The 24,727-nt window shown below is 64.8% G+C and carries 29 protein-coding genes; 18 read left to right on the forward strand and 11 right to left on the reverse strand.

Translation table 11 applies throughout. The annotated features are described in order from the left end of the window. Positions 1 to 396: 396 nt before the first annotated feature. Positions 397 to 1,458 carry a YeiH family protein gene (locus CKW39_RS10000; protein ID WP_095797980.1) on the reverse strand — a complete coding sequence of 354 codons (1,062 nt, stop codon included), beginning with the start codon at positions 1,456 to 1,458 and terminating at the stop codon, positions 397 to 399. Between the two features lie 87 nt (positions 1,459 to 1,545). On the opposite strand from CKW39_RS10000, the gene CKW39_RS10005 reads away from it, so the two are divergent. Next, the gene (locus CKW39_RS10005; protein WP_095797981.1) at positions 1,546 to 2,451 is read left to right on the forward strand and encodes a LysR family transcriptional regulator; all 906 of its coding nucleotides are present in this window, start codon (positions 1,546 to 1,548) and stop codon (positions 2,449 to 2,451) included. 88 nt (positions 2,452 to 2,539) lie between these two features. On the opposite strand, the gene CKW39_RS10010 is transcribed toward CKW39_RS10005, so the two are convergent. The 3 genes from CKW39_RS10010 to CKW39_RS10020 are packed head-to-tail and all read right to left on the reverse strand — an operon-like array spanning position 2,540 to position 5,333. Continuing rightward, positions 2,540 to 3,346, reverse strand: coding sequence for an AAA family ATPase (locus tag CKW39_RS10010; protein ID WP_095797982.1), 807 nt, complete (start codon positions 3,344 to 3,346; stop codon positions 2,540 to 2,542). Next, positions 3,347 to 4,732 (reverse strand): Mu transposase C-terminal domain-containing protein, encoded by a 1,386-nt coding sequence (locus tag CKW39_RS10015; protein ID WP_095797983.1) that lies wholly within the window; start codon positions 4,730 to 4,732, stop codon positions 3,347 to 3,349. 1 nt (position 4,733) lies between these two features. Further along, positions 4,734 to 5,333, reverse strand: coding sequence for a recombinase family protein (locus CKW39_RS10020; RefSeq protein ID WP_095798100.1), 600 nt, complete (start codon positions 5,331 to 5,333; stop codon positions 4,734 to 4,736). Positions 5,334 to 6,740: 1,407 nt separating this feature from the next. Between CKW39_RS10020 and CKW39_RS10030 the strand changes: the two genes are divergently transcribed. Genes CKW39_RS10030 through CKW39_RS10035 form a run of 3 tightly spaced genes read left to right on the forward strand, consistent with a single transcriptional unit; the run spans position 6,741 to position 7,849 of the window. Next, a complete protein-coding gene (locus tag CKW39_RS10030; RefSeq protein WP_095797984.1) occupies positions 6,741 to 7,328 on the forward strand; it encodes a recombinase family protein in 588 nt (195 codons plus the stop codon). Then, positions 7,328 to 7,489 (forward strand): hypothetical protein, encoded by a 162-nt coding sequence (locus CKW39_RS15455; protein ID WP_158222940.1) that lies wholly within the window; start codon positions 7,328 to 7,330, stop codon positions 7,487 to 7,489. The genes CKW39_RS10030 and CKW39_RS15455 overlap by 1 nt, the downstream gene beginning before the upstream one ends. Before the next feature lie 21 nt (positions 7,490 to 7,510). Next, positions 7,511 to 7,849 carry a hypothetical protein gene (locus tag CKW39_RS10035; protein WP_095797985.1) on the forward strand — a complete coding sequence of 113 codons (339 nt, stop codon included), beginning with the start codon at positions 7,511 to 7,513 and terminating at the stop codon, positions 7,847 to 7,849. 55 nt (positions 7,850 to 7,904) lie between these two features. Here the strand turns inward: CKW39_RS10035 and CKW39_RS10040 are convergent, their stop codons facing one another. Then, positions 7,905 to 9,266 (reverse strand): type IV secretory system conjugative DNA transfer family protein, encoded by a 1,362-nt coding sequence (locus CKW39_RS10040; RefSeq protein ID WP_095797986.1) that lies wholly within the window; start codon positions 9,264 to 9,266, stop codon positions 7,905 to 7,907. Positions 9,267 to 9,268: 2 nt separating this feature from the next. Beyond that, positions 9,269 to 9,529 (reverse strand): hypothetical protein, encoded by a 261-nt coding sequence (locus CKW39_RS10045; protein ID WP_143469977.1) that lies wholly within the window; start codon positions 9,527 to 9,529, stop codon positions 9,269 to 9,271. A 137-nt stretch (positions 9,530 to 9,666) separates the two neighbouring features. Here CKW39_RS10045 and CKW39_RS10050 point away from each other — a divergent pair, with 137 nt between their 5' ends. From CKW39_RS10050 to CKW39_RS10080, 7 genes are all read left to right on the forward strand, one after another. Then, complete coding sequence (locus tag CKW39_RS10050) at positions 9,667 to 9,867, forward strand: hypothetical protein (RefSeq protein WP_076705667.1); 201 nt, start codon at positions 9,667 to 9,669, stop codon at positions 9,865 to 9,867. After that, entirely contained in the window at positions 9,860 to 10,570 is a 711-nt protein-coding gene (locus tag CKW39_RS10055; RefSeq protein WP_095797988.1) for a hypothetical protein, read from the forward strand. Before CKW39_RS10050 ends, CKW39_RS10055 begins: the two co-directional genes overlap by 8 nt. 2 nt (positions 10,571 to 10,572) lie before the next feature. Then, positions 10,573 to 11,157, forward strand: a complete 585-nt coding sequence (locus CKW39_RS10060) for a hypothetical protein (RefSeq protein WP_095797989.1) — start codon at positions 10,573 to 10,575, stop codon at positions 11,155 to 11,157. A gap of 72 nt (positions 11,158 to 11,229) precedes the next feature. Beyond that, positions 11,230 to 11,574 (forward strand): hypothetical protein, encoded by a 345-nt coding sequence (locus tag CKW39_RS10065; protein WP_095797990.1) that lies wholly within the window; start codon positions 11,230 to 11,232, stop codon positions 11,572 to 11,574. 169 nt (positions 11,575 to 11,743) lie between these two features. Further along, positions 11,744 to 12,157 (forward strand): MobC family plasmid mobilization relaxosome protein, encoded by a 414-nt coding sequence (locus tag CKW39_RS10070; RefSeq protein WP_143469978.1) that lies wholly within the window; start codon positions 11,744 to 11,746, stop codon positions 12,155 to 12,157. Next, complete coding sequence (locus tag CKW39_RS10075) at positions 12,154 to 13,362, forward strand: relaxase/mobilization nuclease domain-containing protein (RefSeq protein WP_095797992.1); 1,209 nt, start codon at positions 12,154 to 12,156, stop codon at positions 13,360 to 13,362. Before CKW39_RS10070 ends, CKW39_RS10075 begins: the two co-directional genes overlap by 4 nt. After that, positions 13,322 to 13,930 carry a hypothetical protein gene (locus CKW39_RS10080; RefSeq protein WP_143469979.1) on the forward strand — a complete coding sequence of 203 codons (609 nt, stop codon included), beginning with the start codon at positions 13,322 to 13,324 and terminating at the stop codon, positions 13,928 to 13,930. Before CKW39_RS10075 ends, CKW39_RS10080 begins: the two co-directional genes overlap by 41 nt. Positions 13,931 to 13,999: 69 nt before the next feature. On the opposite strand, the gene CKW39_RS10085 is transcribed toward CKW39_RS10080, so the two are convergent. Next, complete coding sequence (locus tag CKW39_RS10085) at positions 14,000 to 14,752, reverse strand: hypothetical protein (protein WP_095797994.1); 753 nt, start codon at positions 14,750 to 14,752, stop codon at positions 14,000 to 14,002. 110 nt (positions 14,753 to 14,862) lie between these two features. Here CKW39_RS10085 and CKW39_RS10090 point away from each other — a divergent pair, with 110 nt between their 5' ends. Next, the gene (locus tag CKW39_RS10090; RefSeq protein WP_076705682.1) at positions 14,863 to 15,159 is read left to right on the forward strand and encodes a helix-turn-helix domain-containing protein; all 297 of its coding nucleotides are present in this window, start codon (positions 14,863 to 14,865) and stop codon (positions 15,157 to 15,159) included. Here CKW39_RS10090 and CKW39_RS10095 read toward each other — a convergent pair. Genes CKW39_RS10095 through CKW39_RS10105 form a run of 3 tightly spaced genes read right to left on the reverse strand, consistent with a single transcriptional unit; the run spans position 15,143 to position 16,098 of the window. After that, positions 15,143 to 15,343 carry a hypothetical protein gene (locus tag CKW39_RS10095; protein ID WP_094428065.1) on the reverse strand — a complete coding sequence of 67 codons (201 nt, stop codon included), beginning with the start codon at positions 15,341 to 15,343 and terminating at the stop codon, positions 15,143 to 15,145. The two genes, CKW39_RS10090 and CKW39_RS10095, sit on opposite strands and share 17 nt — an antisense overlap. Beyond that, positions 15,340 to 15,531 (reverse strand): hypothetical protein, encoded by a 192-nt coding sequence (locus CKW39_RS10100; protein WP_095797995.1) that lies wholly within the window; start codon positions 15,529 to 15,531, stop codon positions 15,340 to 15,342. Before CKW39_RS10100 ends, CKW39_RS10095 begins: the two co-directional genes overlap by 4 nt. An 18-nt stretch (positions 15,532 to 15,549) precedes the next feature. After that, on the reverse strand, positions 15,550 to 16,098 hold the full coding sequence (locus CKW39_RS10105; RefSeq protein ID WP_095797996.1) for an antirestriction protein ArdA: 549 nt from the start codon (positions 16,096 to 16,098) through the stop codon (positions 15,550 to 15,552). A gap of 227 nt (positions 16,099 to 16,325) precedes the next feature. On the opposite strand from CKW39_RS10105, the gene CKW39_RS10110 reads away from it, so the two are divergent. From CKW39_RS10110 to CKW39_RS10135, 6 genes are all read left to right on the forward strand, one after another. Then, entirely contained in the window at positions 16,326 to 17,891 is a 1,566-nt protein-coding gene (locus CKW39_RS10110) for a class I SAM-dependent DNA methyltransferase (protein ID WP_095797997.1), read from the forward strand. Positions 17,892 to 17,902: 11 nt separating this feature from the next. Then, positions 17,903 to 19,075 carry a restriction endonuclease subunit S gene (locus tag CKW39_RS10115; RefSeq protein WP_095797998.1) on the forward strand — a complete coding sequence of 391 codons (1,173 nt, stop codon included), beginning with the start codon at positions 17,903 to 17,905 and terminating at the stop codon, positions 19,073 to 19,075. Beyond that, positions 19,072 to 19,812, forward strand: a complete 741-nt coding sequence (locus tag CKW39_RS10120; RefSeq protein ID WP_095797999.1) for a TIGR02391 family protein — start codon at positions 19,072 to 19,074, stop codon at positions 19,810 to 19,812. Before CKW39_RS10115 ends, CKW39_RS10120 begins: the two co-directional genes overlap by 4 nt. Then, on the forward strand, positions 19,809 to 22,943 hold the full coding sequence (locus CKW39_RS10125) for a type I restriction endonuclease subunit R (protein WP_095798000.1): 3,135 nt from the start codon (positions 19,809 to 19,811) through the stop codon (positions 22,941 to 22,943). Before CKW39_RS10120 ends, CKW39_RS10125 begins: the two co-directional genes overlap by 4 nt. 109 nt (positions 22,944 to 23,052) lie before the next feature. After that, a complete protein-coding gene (locus CKW39_RS10130) occupies positions 23,053 to 23,982 on the forward strand; it encodes a hypothetical protein (protein ID WP_095798001.1) in 930 nt (309 codons plus the stop codon). 4 nt (positions 23,983 to 23,986) lie between these two features. Next, on the forward strand, positions 23,987 to 24,496 hold the full coding sequence (locus CKW39_RS10135; protein ID WP_095798102.1) for a hypothetical protein: 510 nt from the start codon (positions 23,987 to 23,989) through the stop codon (positions 24,494 to 24,496). A gap of 56 nt (positions 24,497 to 24,552) precedes the next feature. On the opposite strand, the gene CKW39_RS15460 is transcribed toward CKW39_RS10135, so the two are convergent. Further along, entirely contained in the window at positions 24,553 to 24,717 is a 165-nt protein-coding gene (locus CKW39_RS15460; RefSeq protein WP_158222941.1) for a hypothetical protein, read from the reverse strand. Positions 24,718 to 24,727: the final 10 nt, after the last annotated feature.

Below are 24,727 nucleotides of genomic sequence, written 5' to 3' on the forward strand. Positions count from 1 at the left end.
GCCACAGCCCTGGATCACCCGAGACGGCGACATGGCATGGATCGACGTCGACGAGCTGCTGCGCGAGACCGGAGCCTGGTCGGGAGGAGAGCGACGCCTGGTGCGCATCGCCGCGTCGCTGCTGGGCGGCCCCGCCGTCGACCTGTCCGAGGACGTGCCGGCCTCGACCGTCAGGCGGCCGCCCTGGTGCTCGCTGCCGTCGCACACGCCAACGGCTCGCACGAGCACTCAGAGATTCAGTTCAACGAGGACGGCACACCGCGAGGCTTCTCGCGGGTGCCCACGCTGTATCCCTGGCCAGAGACCCGATAGCGCGCGAGGCGTGGCCGGACGAGGACGACGAGGACCAGTAACGATCGTTTGCGGCGCGTAGTGACGCCCTGGTGCCAGCCATGTTCAGCCGGCGAGGGTGACTCCGCAATAGGCGATCGTTGCGACGAGAACGGTGGAGAGCGCGGCCAGGGCGAAGGGCTTGAGGCCCACCTTGACGAGGTTCCGAACCTTGACGCCGCAGCCGAGTCCGAACATCGCTGCAGCCAGCAACCCTGTCTGCAGCAGCCCACCGGCCATCAGCACGGTGCCCGGCAGAGGGATGAAGGAACGCACGAACACCATCGCGATGAACCCGATGATGAACAGCGGGACGACGGGCGGCAGCTTCGAACTCGACCTCTGTTGACCGGGTTCGCCTGCCGTACGGCTGAGACGGCGCTCCCGGATGCTAAGGATGGCCACGACCGGGGCGAGCAGCAGCACTCGGGCGAGTTTGACGATGACCGCGACCGTGAGCGCTCCGCCACCGATGATGCCTCCAGCGGCGACGACTTGCGCGATTTCATGGATGGAACCCCCTGCCCACATCCCGGCCGTCTCGGAGCCCAGGCCAAGCAGGTCCGTGATCAGTGGGACGAGGGGAATCATCAGCGTTCCGAAGATCACCACGAGGGCGACCGCGGTGATGGTGTCTTCCTCGGCCTCGTCGTCCGGATCGGTGACCCCTGCCGCGCCCGCCACGGCTGCCGCGCCGCAGATGGAGAATCCGCAGGCGATTAGCAGCGAGAGCCCGGATGGAACCCGTAGCAGCTTCCCCAGGAGAACGGTGCCAAACAGTCCGCCGGCGACAATGCACACGATGACGACCAGCATCGGGGCTCCGAGTTCGAGGATGTCTGTCAGTACCAGTTGGAGTCCGAGGAAGACGATGCCGGCGCGCAGGAGCTTTTTCGCGGAGAAGTCTATGCCGTCGGAGGCTGCCGCTGGCAGCCGGACGACGTTGGCCAGGAGTACGCCAAGCACGATCGCGATAATGAGCGGGCTGACTCCCGGCAGCAGCAGGCTGACCCCGTACGATGCTCCGGCCGCGGCGAGGCAGAGGACAAGCCCGGGCAGCAGCGCGCGGACTCGGGCAAGCAGCGTGTGTTCCGGTCGGGCGGTCGCAACGTCCTGGGCATGGGTCATGCATCCATCATTTCCTCGGACCGCTCGTGCGAGTAGAGGCAGATACCGTCCGCCATACAAGTTATGCTTGTGCTTGGGAGGCGGAAGATGCACCACGAGCCGGACTTGGAGGCACTGCGAGCCTTGGCGCTCGTCGCGAAGGAAAGCAGCATGTCGGCGGCAAGCACGCAGTTGGGCGTGAGTCAGCAGGCGATATCTCTGCGCATCCGGAACCTGGAAAAAGATCTGCGCATGCGACTGCTGGTGCGTTCCGCACGGGGCTCCCGACTGACTCCGACAGGCGAGCTGATTGTCGGCTGGGGAACAACGCTGCTGACAGCGGCCGACGAGTTCTCGGATGCTGTCAACTCGCTCCGCACGGATCGCGGGAAGATGATGCGCATCGCCGCGAGCCTCACGATCGCAGAACACCTCCTACCGGAATGGATCGCCCGGTGGCGCATCTCTCACGGCAATGACGGCCCGGTCGTTCAACTCACAGCCGCCAACAGCAGCACGGTCGTCGAGGCCATACGCGAGGGAACCGCAGACCTCGGGCTCGTCGAGACCCCTGTCGTTCCCGCCGGCCTCCGGTCGGTCACCGTCGCTTACGACACCATCGAAGTCGTTGTGCAGCACGGTCACCGATGGGCGAAGACCCGCCGGGTGTCCGTCCGTGAACTGGCGGGCACTGGGTTGGTGCTCCGCGAGACCGGCAGCGGCACCCGACAAGCGCTCGAGAACGCCCTCACCGAGGCGGGCTTTCCCCTCGCAGCCGAGCCCGCAGCCGTGCTGACGACCACGCTCGGCGTTCGCAGCGCGATTATGGCCGGCATAGCCCCCGGCGCGTTGAGCTCCCTCGCCGTGTCCGAGGACGCCCGCGCCGGCCGACTCGTGCGAGTTCGGATCAACAATCTCCAGATCACCCGCCCGCTCACCGCCATCTGGGCCGGGACGACTCCGCCCCCTCACATACGGGACTTCCTGGACGTCATCGCGCGAACTGACCGGTAACGATCGTTTTCGGGCCATCGTCAGCAGGCGGCCGGCGATGTGTGGAGTTGATCGGTAAATGGCGGGCTTCTGGTCGGAGTATGTGGCGTTAGCTGGTGATGAGGGTGCTGGCGGCTGCTTCGATGACATCGTCGGTGATGGTGTCGAGTTGGTTGATCTTCAGGACGCGTCCGATCTGGGGGAAGAGGCGTTCGAGGAGACGGAAGTTGCCTCGGGTGATGCGTTCGATCGCGGCGATGGCCTGGGCGTCGGTGAAGTCGTCGGGGTCGAGGGTGCGGCCGAGGCGCTTCCAGTGGCGGGTCAGGACGAACAGCAGTTCCTCGCGTGCGAGGGCGCGGTAGCGGTGGGAGAACCCGAGGCGGCTGTAGAGCTGGGGGTAGTGGCGGAAGCGTTGGTCGATGCCCGGCATCCCGATGAACATGAGGGCGACGTGGTGACGGTCGTGGAGGTCTCGTAGTAGCTCGAGTGAGGTCGGCGTGAGCCGTTCTGCCTCGTCGATGATGATCAGTTCGGTGAAGTCGATGGTTCGGGGAACGTCGGTGGTCGTGATCTTCCCGATCGCGCAGAGATGCTCGTAGATCAGCACACCGACCTTCCCGCGGTAGAACTCGATGTCGCGCATGCGATCGCGGTGCTTGGCCAGGACCTCGGGGGTGTAGAACACGGTGCGGGAGCGGTGGGCGGCGGCGTAGTGCTTCAGGTCGGCCTCGCTGCGCGGGCCCCAGGCGTGGATGAAGGGTTCGAGGGTGTCCCAGTGGGCGTACCGGCGGGCGGACTGCGTCTTGCCGACGCCGGCCTCGCCGTGGCAGATGCCGATGGTGACGTCCTTGCGGATGGCGCTGGCGAACTCGGTGAAGCGGCGGTGTTCCTTGGTGACGATGAAGTCGCGGTTCATCTACTCGTCCTCTTCGTAGGTCTTCAGGCGCTTCCTGGGCCGTCGCGCGGGAGCGGGCGGGTCGGCAGGGGGCCGTGGAGTCGTGGGGATGCGGTCGTTGATGTCCTTGCGCAGCTGCCGGCGGTGGGCTCGTCGGGCGGTTTCGATGTCGTGGAGGCTGTAGCGCTGGTTGGGGTGGGCTTCATCGATCGCCGTGCACACGAAGGTGTCGTGGTCGTAGACACGGATCTCGGACAGGTCCCGGGGGTCGTAGCGGATGGTGACCGTGCGTCCGACGAACGAGGCGAGCGTGGGCGAGAGGTAGCGCTGGCCTTGGAATCGGATCCCGTCGCGCTGGACGGTGCGGTGCTTGGAGACTCGCAGAAGCAGCCCGTCGAGCTCCGCGAGACTCTCGGGGAGTCGTGGCAGCCATCCCTCAGCGATCCAGGCCGCCTTTGGGTTCGTGCGGATCGCGGTGTGCGTGCGCTGGTTGTACTGGCCGACGAACTCCCCAACGGCCCGGTCGAGACCAGGAAGGTCCAGAACCGGCACGGGGTGTGGGTGTCCAGGGGTGAGGCGCCCGGGCAGGGTCGCGAGCAGTTCGGTGTTGACGGTGTGGAAGAACCGCTCGATCTTTCCTCTTCCCTGGGGGCGGGCGACGGTGGAGTGGATGATGCGGATCTTCAAGGCGATCGCGGTGTACTCGAGGTGATGGCTGGTGAAGTCGCTGCCGTGGTCGACGTAGAGGACGTCTGGGATGCCGCACATCGGCCAGGCGGGGTCGCTCTTGGGCCAGATCGCTTGGCGCAGCGCCAGCGCGGTGTTCATCGCCGAGGGTGCGCCCTCGAAGACCATGTACCCGCAGATCGCTCGCGAGTAGTCGTCCATAACCGCGGTCAGCCAGGGTCTGGATGGTCTCCCGCTGGGGTCCTTGATGAGGATGTCCAGCTCGGTGTGGTCGACCTGCCACAGGGCATTGGGACGCTCTGCGCGGTGGCGGAAGACGAGCTCGTGGCGGTCCCGGTAGGACGCTGGCCCCTCGAGAGCGAGCGTCACCATCGCTGGATCCAATGCCTGCACGACCGACCGTACCGTCGCGTAGCTCGGCGTACTCACGCCTCTTCGTGCAGCCTCGGCTACGGCCAGGCGGTGCAGTGTCGCGATGCTCGGGCGGGGCTTGGTCAGAGCCAGGTGCTCCACGAAAGCCACTAGCTTAGGCGCAGTCCGCCGCACGCCGGCATCGGCGCGCTGCGCCCGCTCAAGAGCCGAGATACCACCTGTCCGGTAGAGGCTGTGCCAGCGCGAGAGCGTTCGCTCTCCCACTCCGGTCTCCCGTGCGAGACTCGCCAGCGAGATGCCGTCTTCGACGTGGAGCCGCAGAATCTTCCACTTCTGCGACCCGTCCATGTCACGCCTGCGCGATGCTCTCGCGAGCAGCCGCGTCCCGCTGGTGGCGGTAGAGCGTCGCCCGTGACCACCCCACCAGGCGCGCCGCCTCCTCAGCGGTGCGTCCCTTGGCTCTCTCTTCGGCAGCGATCGCCAGCTTGCGATCCACGACCTCCGGGTTCACGGGCGGCCGGCCGAACTTCGTACCCTGGGACCGGGCTGCTGCGATTCCAGCGTTGACGCGCTCGGTGATCAGTTCCCGTTCGTACTCCGCCAGCGTTGCCAGCATCCCGAGCATGAGCCGGCCCGACGAAGTGTCTGGGTCGATCCCGTCGGAGACCGACTGGATCTTCACGCCGCGGTCCCGCAGCAGGTTCACGGTGTTGAGTACGTCGATGAGCGACCGGCCGAGCCGGTCGATCCGCCAGACCACCACCGTGTCCTCAGGTTCCGCGTAGGCCAGGAGCTTCTTCATGCCCGGACGCTCCGCCGCGCTCTTCGCCCCGGACGTCACGTCCGAGAACACGTCCCGCTTCTGCACCCCCGCCGCATGGAGAGCGTCGAGCTGCAGCGCCGGGTCCTGCCCCGCCGTCGACACCCGCGTGTACCCCAGAAGCCTCATCGCCACATGATGCCTCACAAAGTACCCGACCCGGAAGATCTGAGACGGAACGCAGTGCGACGACTTCACGAGACACTCCTTGCCGCTAACGGCCCAGCTCGAGACGGCTCTTCCGCCGCTCGGCCGCGTGTCTCGTAAAGCTGTAGCTTGTCGAGACCCAAGTTGGCGCCCTACCAGCAGCTCCTTCACCCCAACACGGCGTGGCTGCAAGCTGACTACCGCGTTCGACGTCCAGCCGCGAGTGCAGTGCTACTTTTCATCAGTATGAGCCAGATTCAGAGTCCGATTCGAGTGCTTGGCATTCCGGCCCATAGTTCTCTAGTGGTCAAGTGGCTGGATTGGTTCACGCCACCCTTGCAACCGTTCCCTACGGAGAGCCTTTCCGCGAGTTTGACCGAAGACCTACCGGAGCGGACCGTAGAGCCGTCCCCGGAACATCGAGACACCTTCTTCCTGTATAGCGGCTCTTGGCGATGGCTCTATGAGCACGAGTTCAAAAGCCTGCCGCGACGGGCTCAGCTCACGTTGATGAGTGCACGTAGCCGAGCGACGAGCCCGAAACCGCCAGTGCCTTGGCCCTCGGCTGCCGATGGCGAGAGCCTTCCCCAGCTAGTCACCTGGATCGAGAAAGGCTGCTACCCAAGTCGTCACGAAGAGGTCGGCGATTCGACATGGGAGCTCTGCGCGCGCTACTTACCGCAAGTCCGAAGGATGGCTGGCACGTTCATAGAACGGGGTTCTGGCCCGAACTGCTTTGGCACGGTCATGGCCGCTGCCGGTGTCGTAGGAGCGGAAGAACGGTGGGTGCAAACCGACGAATTCTCCTCCTGGCTCTGTAGCCACACGGGATCCGTGCGCGGACGCTCCAGAGACGAGGACCCCGGGACCGTCCTGCTTTGGACAGAGCGCGGGGTCGTGGCGCATGCCGCCATCACCATTGGTGGCGGGTGGGCCCTTAGTAAGCCCTCGCAGTCTTGGTCGAGCCCCCGGCTGGTCTGGAGCGTACGGGACACGATTCTCCGGTGGCGTCTTCCCAGGACGAAGCTCTCGCGCCACGTCCTGCAGTAGTGACGGGTCCGATGGGCGATCCCGAGGCTTCATAGGCCGGGTAAGCGAGGATGAGCGCTGCAGGCGGGGCGGAAATCGATAGGCTCAGCATGAATCGGTCCTCGATGCGTCAACCGGTCGGGATCGCCACCGTTTTCGGCATAGCGCGGATCGCGGACCGAGCAGCGGGTTACTCGTAGTCCCGCCCCCGGGGCTGCCCTGGCGCGAGGACAGCGACTCGGCACGGCGGCCGCCAATGAGCGAGCATAGAAAGCCGCCATCTACCGATCACATCCACAGACTTCACCGTCGAACGAGGTCCATCCCCAACTCATCAAACACATTCGTAGGAGGGTCTAGATGTCATCGAACACCACGGGTCAGGTGGTCGGCTACGTGCGTGTGAGCGCCGCCGACCAGAACGAGGCCCGGCAGCTCGAAGCGGTCGGCGAGGTCGACCGGCTGTTCTCCGAGAAGGTCTCGGGCAAGAACACCACCGACCGCGAGCAGCTCCAGGAGATGCTCGCGTACGTGCGTGAGGGCGACAAGGTGCGGGTGAAGTCGCCGGACCGGCTCGCCCGCTCGACGACCGATCTGCTCTCGATCGTCCGGGGCCTCGCCGCGAAGGGCGTCGCCGTCGAGTTCGTCGACAACCCGGCGCTGAACACGGACACGCCTCAGGGCGAGTTCATGCTGACGATCCTCGCGGCCGTCGCCGAGCTGGAGCGGGCCACTATCCGCGAGCGGCAGGCCGAGGGCATCGCGATCGCCAAGCGCAAGGGCGTGTACGCGCGGGGGCCGAAGTTGTCGGCTGAGCAGACCGCCTCCGCTCGTGAGCGGATCCGGGGCGGGGTCGCGAAGTCGGTCGTCGCCCGCGACCTGGGTGTGAGCCGGTCGACGCTCTACGCGGCGCTGGGCGGCACGGGTCGATACGCGGAGAGGGGGTGATGCCGATGCATAAGTGCGAGTGGTGCAGCTCCAGGGCCACGTGGGAGCTGATCACCCAGTGGTTCAGCTCGTTCGTGTGCGACGAGCACGAGGAGCAGATGAGCCACAACCTGATCGCCCAGGGGATCTCGATCCGGTCGTATGACCGGGTCGGCAGCTAGTAGACGAAGAGAGGAACGATTATGAGCAACGATCAGAAGAAGCCCGACCAGGAGCTGGTCAAGTCCATGCGCCAGGAGCTGGCGAAGGGCGGGGACAAGGCAGTGGAGCGCCGCTACGGTCCCGAGGCGAAGGGCAGCGCCGAGTACGCCGAGGCGCAGCGTCAGCGTAGGCAGGCGCAGGCGCGCGCCCGGTCGCAGCACCAGCGGGCGGCGGAGCAGCAGCGCGGTCCGGCTCAGGGCCAGCAGGCAAAGGCTCAGGCCGAGAAGGACGCCCGCGGCAAGCAGCAGCGGCAGTCCGAGCGCGAGCGGGTGATCGAGGCCCGTAAGCAGCAGGAGCGCGACTCGTCCCTGAGTCGCTGATCCCGCGCAAGAGAAGACCCCCGGAAGCCTCGGCTCCGGGGGTCTTCGTATGCGGTCAAGCCGCCTTGGGGCGAGCCTTGAACCTGAGCTGGGAGATGTCGACGAGGTTCACCAGCAAACCAGCGTCGGAGAAGGTGCCCGCGGCCGCGCCGGGGCGCTTGCCGCGCAGGAGCCGTCCCTCGTCCATTGACTTCGGCAGCAGGTCGGTGGCGTGCAGGGTGTCGGCCTTCTCGGACTGTTGGGACTGTCGCCCGAGGTGGTCGGTCGTGGTCTTGTGGCGTTCGCTCTGCCCGTACCACCACGCTGCTCGTTCGAGCATGTCCTTCTCGGGTGCGCCGACGAGACAGAGGACTGCGGGGAACACTTCGCGCAACTCGTCCATGCCTTCCTTGCCGTAGCGCTTGGCGAACTGCGAAGTGGCCTGCACTGCGCAGAGCAGGTGAATGCCCATCGCGCGGGACTCGGTGACGACGGTCGGCAGCTTCGGCCACGGCATCGTGTTGCACAGCTCGTCGACGACCATGAGCAGTCTCGGCAACCTGGTCTTCTCGGTCTGGTTGGCGCGCCACCGCTTCGAGATGAAGTCGACCGCCGAGACGGCGGCACCGGCCGCGACGCCGGTCGCCGGGGCGACCATGAACAGCGTGGCCTTCGGGTGGGCCAGCATCTCCGGGGTGAAGGCCCGCCGCGTACCGTCGCCGGCCACGGTGGAGCGCAGCCACGGGGCGACGGCGGACTTCATCGTCACCATGATCGAGTCGCGCATCTTCGTATCGAGCAGAGCCGCACTCTTCAGCTCGGATTCGAGCATCGGCGACAGCTCCTCCAGGATGCCGATGGCGTTGATCCAGCTCGGCTGCTCGGTGTCGTCCTCGTCGTCGGGGCTCAGGCGGCCGACGGCGGCCCGGGTCCAGGTGATGCCGCGCTGACCGGTCGCGCGCAGCAACGCCGCCAGCGGAGCGAGGGAGACGTTCTCCCAGAACGGATCACCGCTGCCGCCGCCCTTGTTGCCGCCACCGGCTCCGGCGGCACCGGACTGCATGAGGATGCTCGCGAGGTCCATCGCGTCATCGTCGGTACGGATGAGCGCGGTCGGGTCGACGACGACCTTCTCGACACCGGGCGGCAGGGCGTCGTCGGGCACCTCACCCGAGAGGTCCAGGACGTAAGTGTGTCGACCACCGGCCCACTCGTGCCGCTGCTCCAAGCAGAGGTCGATGAGGTCGGGCTTCGAGGAGACGGCGACGACCGGTCCCTGCCACATGAGGATGCCCGGGCCGAGGACACGCCTGGACTTGCCGACGCCGGAGGGCCCGCTCACAAGCAGGTGTGGCGCGGTCTCGGCGGGCTTGGCGTCGATGAAGCCTCCGAACGGGGTCGGGGGCGGGGTGTACGTGGTGCTGCTGAAGAGAGCCACGGCTACTCTTTCTGGTGCGGTTCATCCTTGTTGTGCCACCGGTTGGCTGTAGCGGTCTTGCCGCCCTTGGATCTGCTCTCGCGGAAGCTCGCGGTCTCCTGCTCGATGACGGCTTCCAGCTCCTCGTTGCCGAGCTTGCCCAGGCCGTAGACCAGCAGTGCTCTGCCAAGCACGCCGTGCGGGATGTTCGCCTCCGCAGCCGCGACTCGCAGCCGCTGAACTTGGTCGTCGGTCAGGGAGATGGCGAGCCTCGTCGCTGTCATGTCGTGGACCTCCTGGTAGCTCAATAGCACTAGATCGGGTGCTATGCCCAAGCGTACTTCCACGACCCTTCCCTCCTTTCCTAGCTCTGTAGCACATGCTATCATGCTAGGCAGAGCTTCGATCGAAGGAGGACCTCATGGGTAAGTACGTTCTTGGCCTGATCGCTGTCCTGGTGCTGCTTGGCGGCACCTTCTTCCTCGGCTACACGGCAGGTATCAGCTCCGACGGTGGACGCGTCTGTCAGATGGACCCTCAGACCGGTCAGGCCACGGACAAGAGCGTGTGCATCGTCGACGGCGTGCGCTACGTCCCCGAGGACAGCCACACCGATGAGTGAGCACCGCTGGGAGCGGGAACGGGCGGCCTGGGTTCTCGCCCGCGCCGGGCACCGCCCGGGTGCTCGTCGTCGTGGCGAGAAGCTCGCCGTCGTTGCCCGGCGCAACGACCGCTACGAGGCAGGTGCCGGTGACGCCGGATTCGCCGAGGTCACGACCAGACCACTCCTGTACCGGGCGATCTTCCGCGAGGAGGGCGCAGCGAACACGGCGGGCTGGGCGTTGCTGGCCCTCATCGGCGTCATGGTCGTCGCGGTGCTCGCGGGACCAGCGCTGATCATCAGCCGGGCTGCGTACGGCACCTGGTGGCTGATGGTCCGCAAGTGGGGCCGCATGATGCCCAGTCCGTACCTGCTCATCGCTGCCGTGCTCGGCGCAGTGGCGTGGCTCGTGTTGTCGACGACGGGATTGGAGGGCGGTGCCCTCCTCGCGGCGCGATACGTCGCGTTCCAGGTGGTCGGAGGCGTCGCATGGGCGGCATGGCTGGTCCGCGCGAACGGCTGGGCGGCCGTGGCACGCAAGCAGAAGCAGTCGAAGCAGCGCATCGCTCCGATCGTCGTCGAGACCGAGGCACCGGCCGTGCCCGTCGAGGTCGACAACCCATCGCACCAGGAGCGCGACGACGAGCCGGTGGGCATTGCGCCGATCGTCATCGAAGTGGAGACCGAGGTCGGGCACGAGCCCGAGCACAAGGAAGGAGCCTGATCATGGCGAAGGGCAAGAGCAAGGGCGGCCAGGTCGTCGTCAACATCGAGCAGAACAACCGCATCTACCAGATCGTCGCGACGCTGCTGCTGTGTGGCGCGATCGGCATGGTGGCGTACGCGCTGGCCAAGAACGGCTGGCTTGAGATCGCCGCGACCATGCTCACGATGTTCCTCGTGCAGCTGACCACGCTGCTGTTCAAGAACGGCATCATCGGGCTCCCCGAGAAGCAGGACGACTCGGCGTTCAAGGGCACGAAGGGTCTGCTGCGCACGATGGCCGCGGACTTCCGCGAGTGGCAGGCACGGTCACCGATCTGGCGGCTTGCGGCCCTGGCGACTGGCTACACGCTCGCGTTCATGCTCGCCCGCTCGGGCATCAGCTGGGCGCTGACGGTCTTCACCAACGTGTGGATCGCAGGCGCAGCGGCGGCGTTCCTCGCCTCCCTGATCATCTTCCCCTCGCTGATCGGAAACGCGACGAAGTTCCTCGCGAGCAGGGCGACCGAGGGCAAGAAGCGCGAGCAGAGCATCGAAGACGAGGAGAAGGAGGTCATCACGAAGACCTTCGACCTGGACCAGGAGTAACCCCGGTCAGTTGCCGCGAAGGCGACCTACCGACGGAAGACCGGCACCGCCGGGTGGAGAGAGGAGACCAGCATGGCGAAGCAGACGAAGACGCAGCGGATCGAGGCGAAGATCGCAAGCGGCCTGTCGCACATCGAGGCGGAGATCGAGGTCGAGCAGGAGGACGCCGCTGCTCGTATCGCTCGGCTGCGGCAGCGGCAGGAGAAGGAGGACGCGAAGGTCCGCGAGATCGTCGTCGACCTCCTGGAGGAGGAGCACTCGGAGGTCTTCGAGCGCCTCCAGGCCAAGGCACGGGAGCAGCTGGCCGATGAGGCGCAGCGCCGTCGGGAGCGCGCGAAGCGGGCGACCCGTTCGTCCGAATCCACGGCAGCCGTTGACGACTATGCCGAGCGCTCGACGTTCTCCGCCGAGGCATGAGGTCGGTGGTCAGGAGGGGCGAGGGGAGGGCGCAGCCCTCCCCCGCAAGCGCCTTTGAGGAAGACGAGCGCCAGCGATGTCTGACGAAAAGGTTGCTTGCACCTCATGTGTCTGGGTGACCAGGCAGGGCAGGCATTTGAAGCACGACGACGAAGGAGGAGGGATTCACATGGCAAGCAACAACCCAGACACGCGGCCGCCGAGTAAGGGTGAGCGACTCACCGTGCGGTTCGACGAAGGAGAACTCGCACGCGTGAGGCGGCGAGCCCTTGCGATGGGGGTTGCTCCGTCGGCACTGGTGCGCGCCTCCGTCCTTGACGTCGTCGAGGGCGGGGTCGTGCCGACGGCGATCGCGGCAGCAATCGCGGACCCCGAAGGGGTCACTGCGGACTCTCCTGCTCTGCGAGAGCTGCGCGTCGAAGTGAACCGCATCGGCGTGAACTTCAACCAGCTGGTGCGCAAGGCGCACAGCGACGGCGCTACCATGCTCGGCAGCCCGACGGCGCTGGCAGTGCTCGCTCAGCTGACGGACGTGCTGCGCCGCGTCGAGGACGAGCTGGGCGGGACGAGGCGGGCGGCATGAGCGTCACCAACTCCAAGCGCATCGCCAAGACCCGGCCCAAGGTCGAGTACGAGCTGTACGGGGCGAAGGGCACCGAAAAGCACCGGCGCAACAAGACCGAGGGCACCGACCGAGTGGCTGCACTGCGTGTCGACGCCGAGAGCCCCGAGGAGTTCGTCGAGCGCGCCGAGGCACTCGCGACGGCGCATGGCCGCCGGATCGAGGCACGCTCCTTGATCCAGAGCTTCGAGAGCAGCGAGTTCGACCCGAACGACCCCGAGGCCGTGCAGACGGTCAACGACCTGGGCTACGAGTTCGCGAAGAAGCTGCACCCCAACAGTGACGTGCTGGTGATCACGCACGTCGACGGTGCGGGTGGTCACCCGCACAACCACATCACGGTCATCAACCACGACAACGTCACGGGCCGTGCGCTCCAGGGCAACAACATGCACTGGCACGTGGCGAAGCAGAACGACGAGCTGATGCGCGACTACGGGCTCCGCGTGGCCGAGCGCGGTGCACGCAACGTGGACCAGCGCTCGCTGTGGGAGCACCGCCGCGAGGGCGAGGCCGTCTCGGAGTTCGACCGCCAGCTCGGCGACCAGATCGAGGAGTCGCTGGCTGACCGTCGGTCAGTCGACCTCCCCAGCTACCGGCGGGTGCTCGCGGAGAAGGGCATCGAGCTGGACGAGAAGGTTCACACGATCAAGGCCAGCGCCGATGGCTCGACCCAGGACCACGAGTCGGTCGGGTGGACCTACAGGGCCCTCGACGACACCGGCGAGAAGCCGAGGAAGCGGCGCAGGAAGGCCTCGTCGCTGTCAGAGGAGTTCACCCACGAGGGTGCACAGGAGATCTTCAAGTACAACCACGAAAGGACGGTGCGTCATGAGCGCCTGGGACAGGATCGAACAGCAGGAGTTGGAGGAAGCACGACGCAGTCAAGACCAGTCGTCGACAGCAGGGAGGACGATCGAGTCGCCGACCAGCATCCCATCAAACACGAGCCAGGACTCGACGGCGATGTCTCCAAGCGCGGGGGCACGCGCGACCGACGAGCAGCTTCCTCTGAGCAGGCAAGAAGTGATGAGCATGATCAACATGGCTCGCATCAGCGCTCAGCCCGCGCAGCAGCCCGACGCAGGCTCATTGACGCCATTCGAGAAGGAGATGCTCGCTCTGTTGGAGGAGAACGCGACGCAGAACGAGGCCTTTCGCTCTGAGGTGCGCTCGGAGCTGAAGGCCCTCTCGGAAACTGTCCACGCCAACGGACGGGTGAGGCTTGACCCGGACAAGCTTGCCGTGAGTATCGCGCGGGCACTCGCGCCCCGATTGGTGGACAAGCTCGGCGCACAGATCGCCGCCAGTGAGAAGCGCATGACCGAAACGCTGTCATCGCTTGAGCGTCGGGTGGTCACCGTTGGCGACAACATGGTAGCCAAGGTGGAAGAGGTGTTCCAGAAGGCCACTTCGTGGTTTGAGAAGCTCGAGAAGATCGCCGCTCGGCTCAAGGGTGCACTGACCTGGGCGGGTATCGGGATGGTCTCCGTAACGTTGTTGCCGTATGTGTTTGCTGTGATGGTCGGGGGGATGCTCCTGGGCCTCGTCGGGCAGATGTTCGGCATCCCCGAGATCTTCGGCTGGGCCTGGGCGTCGTTCGCAGCGGCTGAGGCGTGGTGGTTGAAGCTGATCATCGCCGTCGCCACGGTCGGTAGCGCTCTCGGCGTGTGCTGGGTCGTCTACTGGTTCGGAAACAAGGCCGCAAGGGGTCTGTCGCGGATGGTGACCTGAGTCTTCGGAGGAAAAGAACAACCCCGCAGCCGGATGGCTGCGGGGTTGTTGCTCTCGTGGGGCGCCGGATCAGTCCTTGATCCATTTCCCAGAGCTGTCACGCGTCCAGTCGCCGGTGTCCGTCGAGGCGACCGAGACACTGCCGTCGGTCATGACGGCGAGATTCGCCTTCACGAAGTCCTTGTAGACCTCGTACGAGTCCCCCAGGGAGTTGCGGGTCCCGGGGTAGCTGAAGCCGAGCGTGATGTCAGCGTCGTCGTCCTGCGGTGAGGACGCGCAGTCGGCGACCTGGACAATCTGCGAACCGTCGTCGGCGGCGTAGATCCCTTCCTCGGGGTTCGTCTCATCGAGTTCGTCGAGCGTGGCGATCTCGCCCCGGTACAGCGTGGCGTGGGCGATCTTCTGCCCGTCGGTGAGGTCGCTCAGGTTCTCCACCTTGTTGTAGGAGTTCAGGAGCCCTTTCTTCGCGTCGTCGGAGACGAACTCGACGCTGATGTCCACGGCGCAGTACTCGGCGGTTTGCAACTTGTGGGACGAGACGGTGAAGCTCTCGACCACGACGCTGCTGGCTTCCTTGCCTGCCGCCTGCTTGAGGTCGTCAGGAAGGACCACGGTGAGCTGCTCACCCTTGCCCACGGGCTCCATGCCGTTGAGCGGGAAGTCGTAGACCGTGGCCGACTGCGCCTGCGAGGGCTTGCCCTCGTTCGAGCCGGAACCGTTAGCGCCCTCTCCCGTGGGCGAGGACGAGCAGCCGGCCAGCATCAGCGCCGTGACGGCCGCTGCTGTGGTGAGGGCGGTGGGCAGGGTCTTGCGGCGTGGCATACGGGCTCTCTTTCTCGTCTCTGGTCTGGTGTTCCCCTCGAACGGGCACAGGTCTACCGGGTATCAGAATACCCTGGTATAGGGCAGGAATCAGGCTGACTGTTGAAAGAGTGCCTAAGGATGAACGCCCCGATGCGGAGCGAGTCGACCTCCCAGTCCTCGCCCGCCCCCTCCAGGAGTACGTGGGACGCAACCTGCGCGCCTACCGCAATCACAAGGGCATGACGCAAGAGACGGCAGCCGAGCTGCTCGGCTTCGACGTCCGCTATCTCAGGCGCATCGAGACCGGTCAGATGAACCTCCAGCTCCAGACGATCGACCACATCGCCCGGACGCTGGAGGTCGACCCGCTGGAGTTCCTCACCGGCGGCCCCTGGGACGAGGACCCCGTCACGGGTCAGAGCTGATCCCCAGCTCCTCGTCGCTGTCGTAGTACCTGAGCAGGTCGCGCTGTTCGCGGATCAACTCGACCGTCGCCCGGTGCAGCGCCAGCAGGTCGTGCAGGCGCGCCTCCTCGTCAGAAAGCTCAGAGCAGCCGCGCCACCAGCTGAACGCCAGGGCATGGCTGCTCGCGTTGGACTCTGCACTCATGCTTCTCCCCTCCGTCGGGCTCGGATAGCGCGCATATCGACCACGACCGCGATCGACAACGGTCCGTGCTCCGGGCAGTAGTAGACCCGGCTCACGCTCATGTCCTCGGCCATGACGAGCACGCGGTTGGCGATGCTCGGCATGTCGCACTGCACGCACACGCGCAGGTCCCACTGGTCATCAGTCATCGGTGCATCTCCTTTCAGTCACAGGTTGCGGAAGACGAACACGCCGCCTCCCGGCGCGTCCTCGACGGTGTAGTCGAACGCGAGGTCACGGGTCCACGCCGACCAGTCGAAGTACCGAGCCACATCGTCCGGAACGCCCGACAACAGGCCCGTGCCGTCGGCCAGCTCCTCCGCGTACTCACGGAACGACTCCCACTCGCCGCAGTAGCGGTCTTCGAAATCAGGGATGCTCGGCAGGTCACCAGTGCCCTCAGCCACGTAGTCACCGCTCCTCACCCACGCGCACAACGCCTCACGCTGGTGCTCCGGGACTGATGCCAGCGAGCCGCCCCACTCAGCAGCCTCGTGCGGGCTCATCTCGCCGCGTACGGGCAGGTTCTCGTGGTCGAAGCACCACAGCTCCTCGCAACCGCCGCGGGCACCGCCCGCGCCCCGGTGCACGTCAGTCAGGGTGACCTCGTCCGCATCGACGGCGTCGAACCACTCACCGACGAGGCGTCCGGCGTTGTAGCAGTGCAGGCAGCCGACCCAGACTCGCGGCGTACTGTCCAAGGTGTTCGTAGCCATGGATCTCCTCCTCAGGTCGAGGAGAGCGGCGAACGCGACAGGCAGCCAGGCTCTGATGAAATGACGCGCTTACGCCGCGTCAACCGCTCTCACACCGGCCCCCGGGCGCCGCTCTGCGGCGCGCCCGACTCCTGGAGGCCCTCAGATGTCCGTGGTGCTCGGTATCCTGAGATGGAGCTGAACAATCGCAGATAGAGGCGCGTTTCTCGCGCGAAGGAGTACGAACTATGGCGAGACGGGCCGCGAAGGCGAAGCCAGCGAAAACGCTCGAACAGACACTGTGGGATGCCGCTGACAAGCTCAGGGGCAACCAGGAGCCCAGCGAGTACAAGCACGTCGTGCTGGGCCTGGTGTTCCTCAAGTACGTCTCCGACCGGTTCGAGGAGCGTCGCGAGCAGCTCAAGGAAGAGCTGGCCGCTGAGGGCATCAAGCCCGAGCGGATCGAGTCGTTCCTGGAGGATCGGGACGAGTACGCGAGCCAGAACGTCTTCTGGGTGCCGTCTCTCGCACGGTGGGGCTACGTGCAGTCGGTGGCCAAGCAGCCTGAGATCGGCCAGCAGATCGACCAGGCGATGGACTTCATCGAGAAGGAGAACCCCTCCCTGCGTGGTGTCCTCCCACGCAACTACGGCCGGGACGGGCTCGACAAACGCCGCCTCGGTGAGCTGGTCGATCTCATCGGATCGATCGGCTTCACCGAGACCGACGATCACGGCGCAGACGACGTGCTCGGTCGCGTGTACGAGTACTTCCTTGGCCGGTTCGCAGGTAAAGAGACCGGCAAGGACGCCGGGGCCTTCTACACGCCTCGCTCCGTAGTCAAGACACTCGTCGAGATGTTGGAGCCCTACAAGGGCCGCGTCTACGACCCCGCCGCGGGCTCGGGCGGCATGTTCGTGCAGTCAGCTGAGTTCGTGAAGGCCCACGGCGGCAAGCACACCGACATCTCTGTATATGGGCAGGAGTTCACCGACACGACGTGGAAGCTCGCGAAGATGAACCTCGCACTGCGAGGCATCGAGGCTGACATGGGCTCGCACTCGGCAGACTCGTTCACCGAGGATCTCCACCAGGATCTCCGCGCCGACTTCGTCATCGCGAACCCGCCGTTCAACGTCTCCGACTGGTGGGACGCAAAGCTCAGCGACGACCCCCGCTGGAAGTACGGCACACCGCCGCCGGGGAACGCGAACTTCGCGTGGGTGCAGCATTTCATCCACCACCTCGCGCCCAACGGCACAGCGGGCTTCGTGCTCGCCAACGGGTCACTGTCTTCCAAGAGCAGTGGCGAGGGTGAGATCCGTCAGCAGCTCGTCGAGGCTGGCCTGGTCGACTGCATCGTCGCGATGCCGGACAAGCTGTTCTTCAACACTGGTATCCCGGTCGCCCTCTGGTTCGTATCGAAGGGGCGTGCGGGTAATGGACACCGCGAGCGGCGTGACGAGGTGCTGTTCATTGACGCGCGCAAGCTCGGCCGGATGGAATCTCGCAAGCTCCGGGTGCTCGACGATGACGACGTTGAGAAGATCGCGGGCACATACCATGCGTGGCGCAACCACGGCGACGAGTACGAGGACGTAGCTGGTTTCGCGAAGGCCGCGCAGATCGATGAGATCGAGAAGCATGACTTCGTTCTTACACCGGGCCGATACGTGGGCGCCGCGGAGGCAGAGGTCGACGACGAGCCAATCGACGAGAAGATCGAACGCCTCACGAACGAGCTGTTCGCGGAGTTCGAGCAAGGGCGCGAGCTTGAGGCTGAAGTTCGGCGGCGGTTGGGAGGTCTGATTTGAACTCGCGCCGAATGCCGCTCGGTCAAGCGCTCGAAGCTCTGATTGATCACCGCGGGAAGACACCGAAAAAACTAGGTGGCGACTGGTCTGCAGACGGCCACCGAGTTGTGTCCGCCCTCAACATCAAGAACAATACAGTCGACGGGAACGAACACCACTTCATATCAGAAGAGCTGTACGAGAAGTGGATGAAGGTCAAACTTAGAGCCGGGGACGTCCTGCTGACTTCAGAAGCGCCAACCGGTGAAGCCGCGTATTTAGCAGAAGATTATAACTGGGCGTTAGGACAGCGTGTCTTTGGACTTCGAGGCAAAAAAGGCCTGCTTGACGGACGATTCCTCTTCTACGCCTTACGCGGCGGGGCCCTCCGACATGATCTGATGTCGCGCACAACCGGCACGACCGTGCAGGGAATCCGGCAAAGCGAACTAGTCAAAGTCGAAATCGATCTACCCGAACTAGACGAGCAACGCGCGATTGCCGCGACGCTCGGCGCGCTCGACGACAAGATCGAGTCGAATCGGCGACTTGCTGAACGAGCGTCGGCGCTGATCGATGCATCTGCCTCGCAGCTCCTGGCGCGCACATCAACGGAGGTTCTTCCTCTCGCCGACCTTGTGGAGTTCAATCGACTGAGCGTGAACCCGCACTCGACCGATGCCTTGCGCTACATCGACATCGCGTCAGTATCACCGGGGCAGATCGACTCGGTTCAGGAGCTGACCTGGAATGAAGCGCCGAGTCGGGCACGACGTGGTGTGAGCGATGGTGACGTAATTTACTCGACCGTGCGCCCTGGCAACCGCGCCTTTGCTCTGATTGTTGACCCGACTCCCGGCAGCGTCGCCTCGACCGGTTTTGCCGTCATGAGCCCGAGCGTTCGACTCGGCTCATCGATGTTAACGAGCGTGGTGGGCGCGCTCGAGTTCGCTGAGTACCTCGAATCGGTCGCCCACGGTAGTGCGTATCCCGCCGTCGGTATTCAGGCCATGGGCAACTATTCGGTTGTTGTGCCGAAGGAAGCCGTTGTCGCTGAGCAGTTCGAGGCAGACACGATGCCACTGCGGCGCCGTGTCGCTCAGGCTCGGGCTGAGTCGGAACGTCTTGCTGCGCTGCGCGACACCCTCCTACCCGAACTCCTCTCGGGTCGCATGCGCGTCCCTGTTGAAGAAGCCGCGGCATGACCGGGCTCAACGTTGAGTGGGCTCTTGGGGAGCTGGACAAGTTCATTTCGCAGACCGTGCTCACCAACAACAGCGGCAGCCGGAACGGCGTCACTTACATCACCCACGCGTCGAGCACTGCGGTATCGGACGCGGAAGTCACCAAGCAGGCGCAGGTAATCGAGAAGATCCTCGATCGGGTTGTCTCCAACTGGCGCACCGAGATCGAGCTGCGTAGGAGCAATCGTTGGACGCGGCATCGCGAGGCGGCTATTCGTGCCAAGGCGGAGCTGGAGCGCCAGGAGGAGATCCGCAAGAATCTTGGCGATGAAGCCCCGGAGCTGTCGGCTGCGGAGCTGCATCCGTGGGTCTGGGGCGGCGCTTCGTCGTTGTGGCACTCGGGGCACTTCCGTGAGGCCGTCGAAGGCGCGATTCGCAAGTTGAACGCCGAGACTCAGAACAAGCTCGGCCGTCGTGATGTGAGTGAGACGGATCTCTTCAACCAGGCGTTCAGTGAGCAGCCTGCTGTTGCGCAAAGCCCGCGTCTGCACCGTACGCTGGATGACGGCAGCAAGACCTTCAAGTCGGTGCAGCGTGGGGCTCGCATGTTTGCCGAGGGTGTGTTCGCTGGTATCCGTAATCCGCTTGCTCATGAGGTGGGCCAGGAGATGCCAGAGCAAGAAGCGCTGGAATACCTGGCGGCGCTAAGTGTGCTGGCGCGCTGGGTGGATGAGTCGACGTTGGAGGTTGCATCGTGAGCGCGTTCAACGAGAACGTCGTCGAACTGGCCGCTCTGGATTACTTCGCCGAGCTGGGCTACCGACGTGTGCACGGCCCTGAGGTCGCTCCGGGAGAGTCTGGCGCTGAGCGGGAGTCGTACGAGGACGTCATGTTGTGGGGTCGGCTGCGTGACGCGCTTCGGCGGATTAATCCTGGTGCGGACGCCGCGCTTGTCGCAGAGGCTGTGAAGACGGTTCGGCGTGCCGAGTCACAGAGCCCTATCGACGAAAACGCTCGCCTGCATAAGCTCATCACGGAGGGCGTACCGGTCGAGCATCGCGGCGACGATGGTCTGCTGCGCACAACGCGCTTGTGGCTCGTGGACTTCGACGAGCCGGAGAACAACGACTGGGTGGCTGTCAACCAGTTCACGATCGTCGAGAACGGCAAGAACCGCCGCCCTGACGTGCTCGTCATGGTCAACGGTCTCCCGTTGGCTCTGCTGGAGCTGAAGAACCCCGCTGCGGAGCACGCGACACTGAAGTCAGCGTGGAACCAGGTGCAGACCTACCGGCATGACATTCCCTCGGTGTTCGTGCCCAACGCTGTCACGGTGATCTCTGACGGCACATCTGCTGCGATGAGCAGCTACTCGGGCGCGTTCGAACACTACGCGCCGTGGAAGACGATCGAGGGGCGCGAGGTTGTCAGCAGCCTTCCGGCGCTTGAAGTGCTCATTAAGGGGGTCTTCGAGCCGAAGCGGTTCCTGGACCTGCTGAAGAACTTCGTCGTGTTCAGTGACGAGACAGTCACCGACAAGTCGACAGGACAGCCGACGCGGGCGCTCGTGAAGCGTGTGGCGAAGTACCACCAGTATTGGGCGGTCAACGCTGCCGTCGAGTCCACGGTGCAAGCGTCAAGCCCTGATGGAGACCGTCGCGGCGGCGTAGTGTGGCATACCCAGGGCTCCGGCAAGAGCTTCGAGATGGTGTTCTACGCCGCGAAGATCATGCGTGACCCGCGCATGGCGAACCCGACGCTGGTGTTCATCACCGATCGCAACGACTTGGACGATCAGCTGTTCGGCGAGACGTTCGCCCCCGCCCGCATTCTTCCTGAAACGCCAGTTCAGGCGGCAACGCGCTCGGATCTGCGAGCGAAGCTGAAGCGCGCTTCCGGGGGGATCGTGTTCACCACCTTGCAGAAGTTCGCGCCGGGCGAGGACGGGGATACCAACCCCGTGCTCACTGACCGTCGGAATGTCATCGTGATCGCCGACGAGGCGCACAGGAGTCAGTACGGATTCAGCGAGACGCTCGACAGGCAGGGCCGCCTCAAGTCCGGTCTCGCTAAGCATATGCGCGATGCGCTCCCTGGCGCGACGTACCTCGGATTCACCGGCACCCCGATCGAGTCGAACGACAAATCCACAAGGGCTGTGTTCGGCGATTACGTTGACGTGTACGACCTCACAAGGGCGGTGGAGGATGGCGCGACTGTCCGGATCTTCTACGAGTCCAGGTTGGCAAAGATCGAGCTGTCGGAAGCTGACTTGGGAGCCCTCGACGACCTCGCCGACGAGATCACCGAGTCCGTCGAGGAAGACACGGCAACAGCTGCGAAGTCACGTTGGTCGCGGCTGGAGGCGGTCGTCGGAGCGGAGGCACGACTTGACCTCGTCGCCCGCGACATCGTGGAGCACTGGGAGAAGCGGCGAGAGTCGCTGTTCGGCAAGGGCATGATCGTGACCATGAGCCGCCGCATCGCGGTGCGGCTCTACGAGAAGATCGTGGCCCTGCGGCCGGATTGGCACTCAGATGATCCTGCCGAGGGCAAGATCAAGGTCGTCATGACCGGGTCCGCGTCTGATCCTGCTGAGTTCCAGCCACACATCCACTCGAAGGACGTGCGCAAGGACCTCAAGCTGCGGGCGAAGAACGCGGACGACCCGCTGGAACTGGTCATCGTCCGTGACATGTGGCTGACCGGTTTCGATGCCCCGTCGATGCACACGATGTACGTCGACAAGACCATGCAGGGCGCGGGGCTCATGCAGGCCATCGCTCGGGTCAACAGGACGTTCCGCGACAAGCCTGGCGGGCTTATCGTCGACTACATCGGAGTGTTCGCGAACCTCCAGAACGCGTTGAGCGAGTACTCGCCGTCCGACCGCGATCAGGCTGGCGTGCCCATCGACGAGATGGTCCAGGTGATGCTGGAGAAGCACGACATCGTGCGCGGACTCCTACACGGAGTCCAATTCGACTCTTCCCCGGAGCTGACAGCCTCCCAGCGGTTGAACGAGTACGCGAAGGTCCTCGACTTCGTCATGGCGGACCCAGACCGGACTTCGCGATTCAATGACCAGGTGCTGGCTCTGGCGAAGGCGTTTGCGCTGGCGGGCGCGCGCGACGAGGCAGCCGCGATCCGGAACGATGTCCGACTGTTCACGGACGTCCGAGCAGCGATTCTGAAGATCCAGAACCCCGGCTCCGGCCGAGGCGGTTCGGGCGCGGTCGAGATCGACACCGCGCTCGGTCAACTTCTCAATGAGGCGGTCACTGCTGATCAGGTCGTGGACGTGTACAAGCTCGCCGGGATCGAGACGCCTGAGATCTCGATCCTCAGCGATGAGTTCCTCGATTCTCTTGCGGAGAAGGACAAGCCAAACCTCCAGATGGGGCTGCTTCGGCGTCTCCTGAACGACCAGATCCGCACTGTGCACCGCACGAACGTCGTCCAGGGGCGCAAGTACTCGGAGATGCTCGACGAGGCCGTGAACCGCTATACGAACCGGTCGTTGACGACCGCTGAGATCATCGCCGAGCTGGTCAAGCTCGCGAAGCAGATGCGCGACGCTCAGAAGCGGCATGAGGAGCTCGGGCTGCGCGAAGACGAGGTCGCGTTCTACGACGCCGTCGTTCAGAACGACGCTGCGGTCTTGGAGCTCGGCGACGAGACGCTCAAGCAGATCGCGCAGGAGCTGGTGAAGTCGGTCCGTCAGTCGGCAACCATCGACTGGAACCTCAAGGAGTCCGTGCTGGCCGCGATGCGATCAAAGGTGCGACGCATCCTCGCCAAGTACGACTACCCGCCTGATGCGGAGGCTAAGGCAATCGAGCTGGTGCTGGAGCAAGCGGAATTGTTCGCTGGAGGAGTGTCAGGGTAGGAGGTGTGCTGATGTCGATCAAAGTGATGCTGGGCTATTCAGCGCGCAACGGTGGTGCTGGGGGCGTGTTTTGCGTTCTTCCCTCACTCACGTCATCGAGGAGGAATCTATGGGCCGTCGCGTCCTAACCGTGTCGGAGCTGACGTTCCACCAGAAGCGGAAGCACAACGCGGCCAGCTTCGCGCCCGCCAACCTCGGTGGTGAAGATCTTCTGGACCTCTTCGCGACCTGGACGAAGGGCTTGAGTACGTCCGACACGCACGATGAGAGGCGACAGACCTGGGTCAGCGTTGCGGAGGTGACGCGTTACGCGCCTCGGGTGGTTCTGCTCGATCTGCGGGTTGGTGCGTATGGAGAGCCTGGGGAAGTTGTGGACACCGATACCGGCGACCCTGTCGGAGAGATCGAGAACCACCAGGCACCCACGGGGCAGAACCGGGCGATGCTGTTCGTTCCTGCCGAAGGAGAGAGAGCTTATTTCCTCTCCGAAGAGTCGTCGCGCGGCTCCGCGGGAGGCCGGATACTCCGCCTGTTCAAGTCCCACTTCAGCCAGTACACCGATCAGATCACCATGGTCACTGCCCCGGTCACCGAGGGCGAGGCGTGGCGAGAGGCAGCCAAGCTCACAGAGGTCGAGGTGCGCGTTACTGGCAAAAGCGCGGACGTCGCCGACGGCCTGACCGTCAAGGTTGGGCGGGTGTCGCACGTCGCGCGGCCGGAGAGGCGTGGCGTCTTTCCCGGCAAGCTCCTCGGGGAACTGCACCGCACCAGCGTGGCAGCTGAAGTAGTTGCCGTCGACGAGTTGCCCGAGGATCACGACGTCTTCGTGACGATGGTGCGCGACGGGCGGACGAAGAAGTTCCAGCTGGGCTCGGAAGGAGCCCCACCGATTCGCGAGGTGCTCAATGACTCCAACGACGAGGCTCTCGACGTCGACAAGCTTGTGGAGACGTGCACGGAGAAGGTACGCGACCTGCTAGCACGGACCGGCGGCGAGTGGGACGCGGCATGGAGCAGACCGACGCAGCAAGGAGCGTGACGTGATGGGCAAAGCGTCTCTGTGGAGCGTGCCCGCCGATCACTTCCGCACGCTCTACGACAACCGCACAGGTCGCCCGGACTGGTGGGCGATCGCCTGGCAGGCGATCCTGCCTCTGGGCGCTGGCGTGGCCGTCTGGAAGCTCGGGGCCAAGATGGCCGAGGTCGGTGCTGCCGTGTCGGGCATCTCGATCGTGTCCGGACTACTCTTCGCTATGGCCGTCTTCCTGTTCCAGCTGCGCATCACTCTGGGCTCGGACAAAAGGCTCGGTGAGGACGATTACGTGCTCGTGGACGAGTGCATGGCGAACACCCTGTGGGCCATTCTCTGGGGTCTCGCCCTGGCGCTCTTCCTCATCGTCGGTGGGGCCGGGAAGTGGATTGGGGACGATCAAATAGGGCCGGTCCTGACGGGTATAGCCGTCGCCGCGACGGTGCACTTCCTCCTCGTCATCGGTATGTGCCTCAAGCGGCTGCGCCGAGCATACGAGCGCATCGCGATGCGTCGAAACTGACGCACCGCGCTCCGCCATGCGTGGCCGTCTCCTGCGCTGGCAGGCGCACACCGTTTCTAGAGTTCTCCGCGCGTAATCCGCACTCTGTACGCCCTCGACATGAAGGGCCCAACGAGGACCTCTCCGACGATCTCGATGACGCCTGCCTGGTCGATGGAGCCGTTCATCGTGAAGTGCGGATAGTGCACGGTCACGCTCTCGTTGATGGTCTTCCAAGTCATGGCGGTACCT

The organism is Kocuria sp. WRN011 (genome assembly GCF_002295155.1).
In the GTDB taxonomy this organism is placed as follows: domain Bacteria; phylum Actinomycetota; class Actinomycetes; order Actinomycetales; family Micrococcaceae; genus Kocuria; species Kocuria carniphila.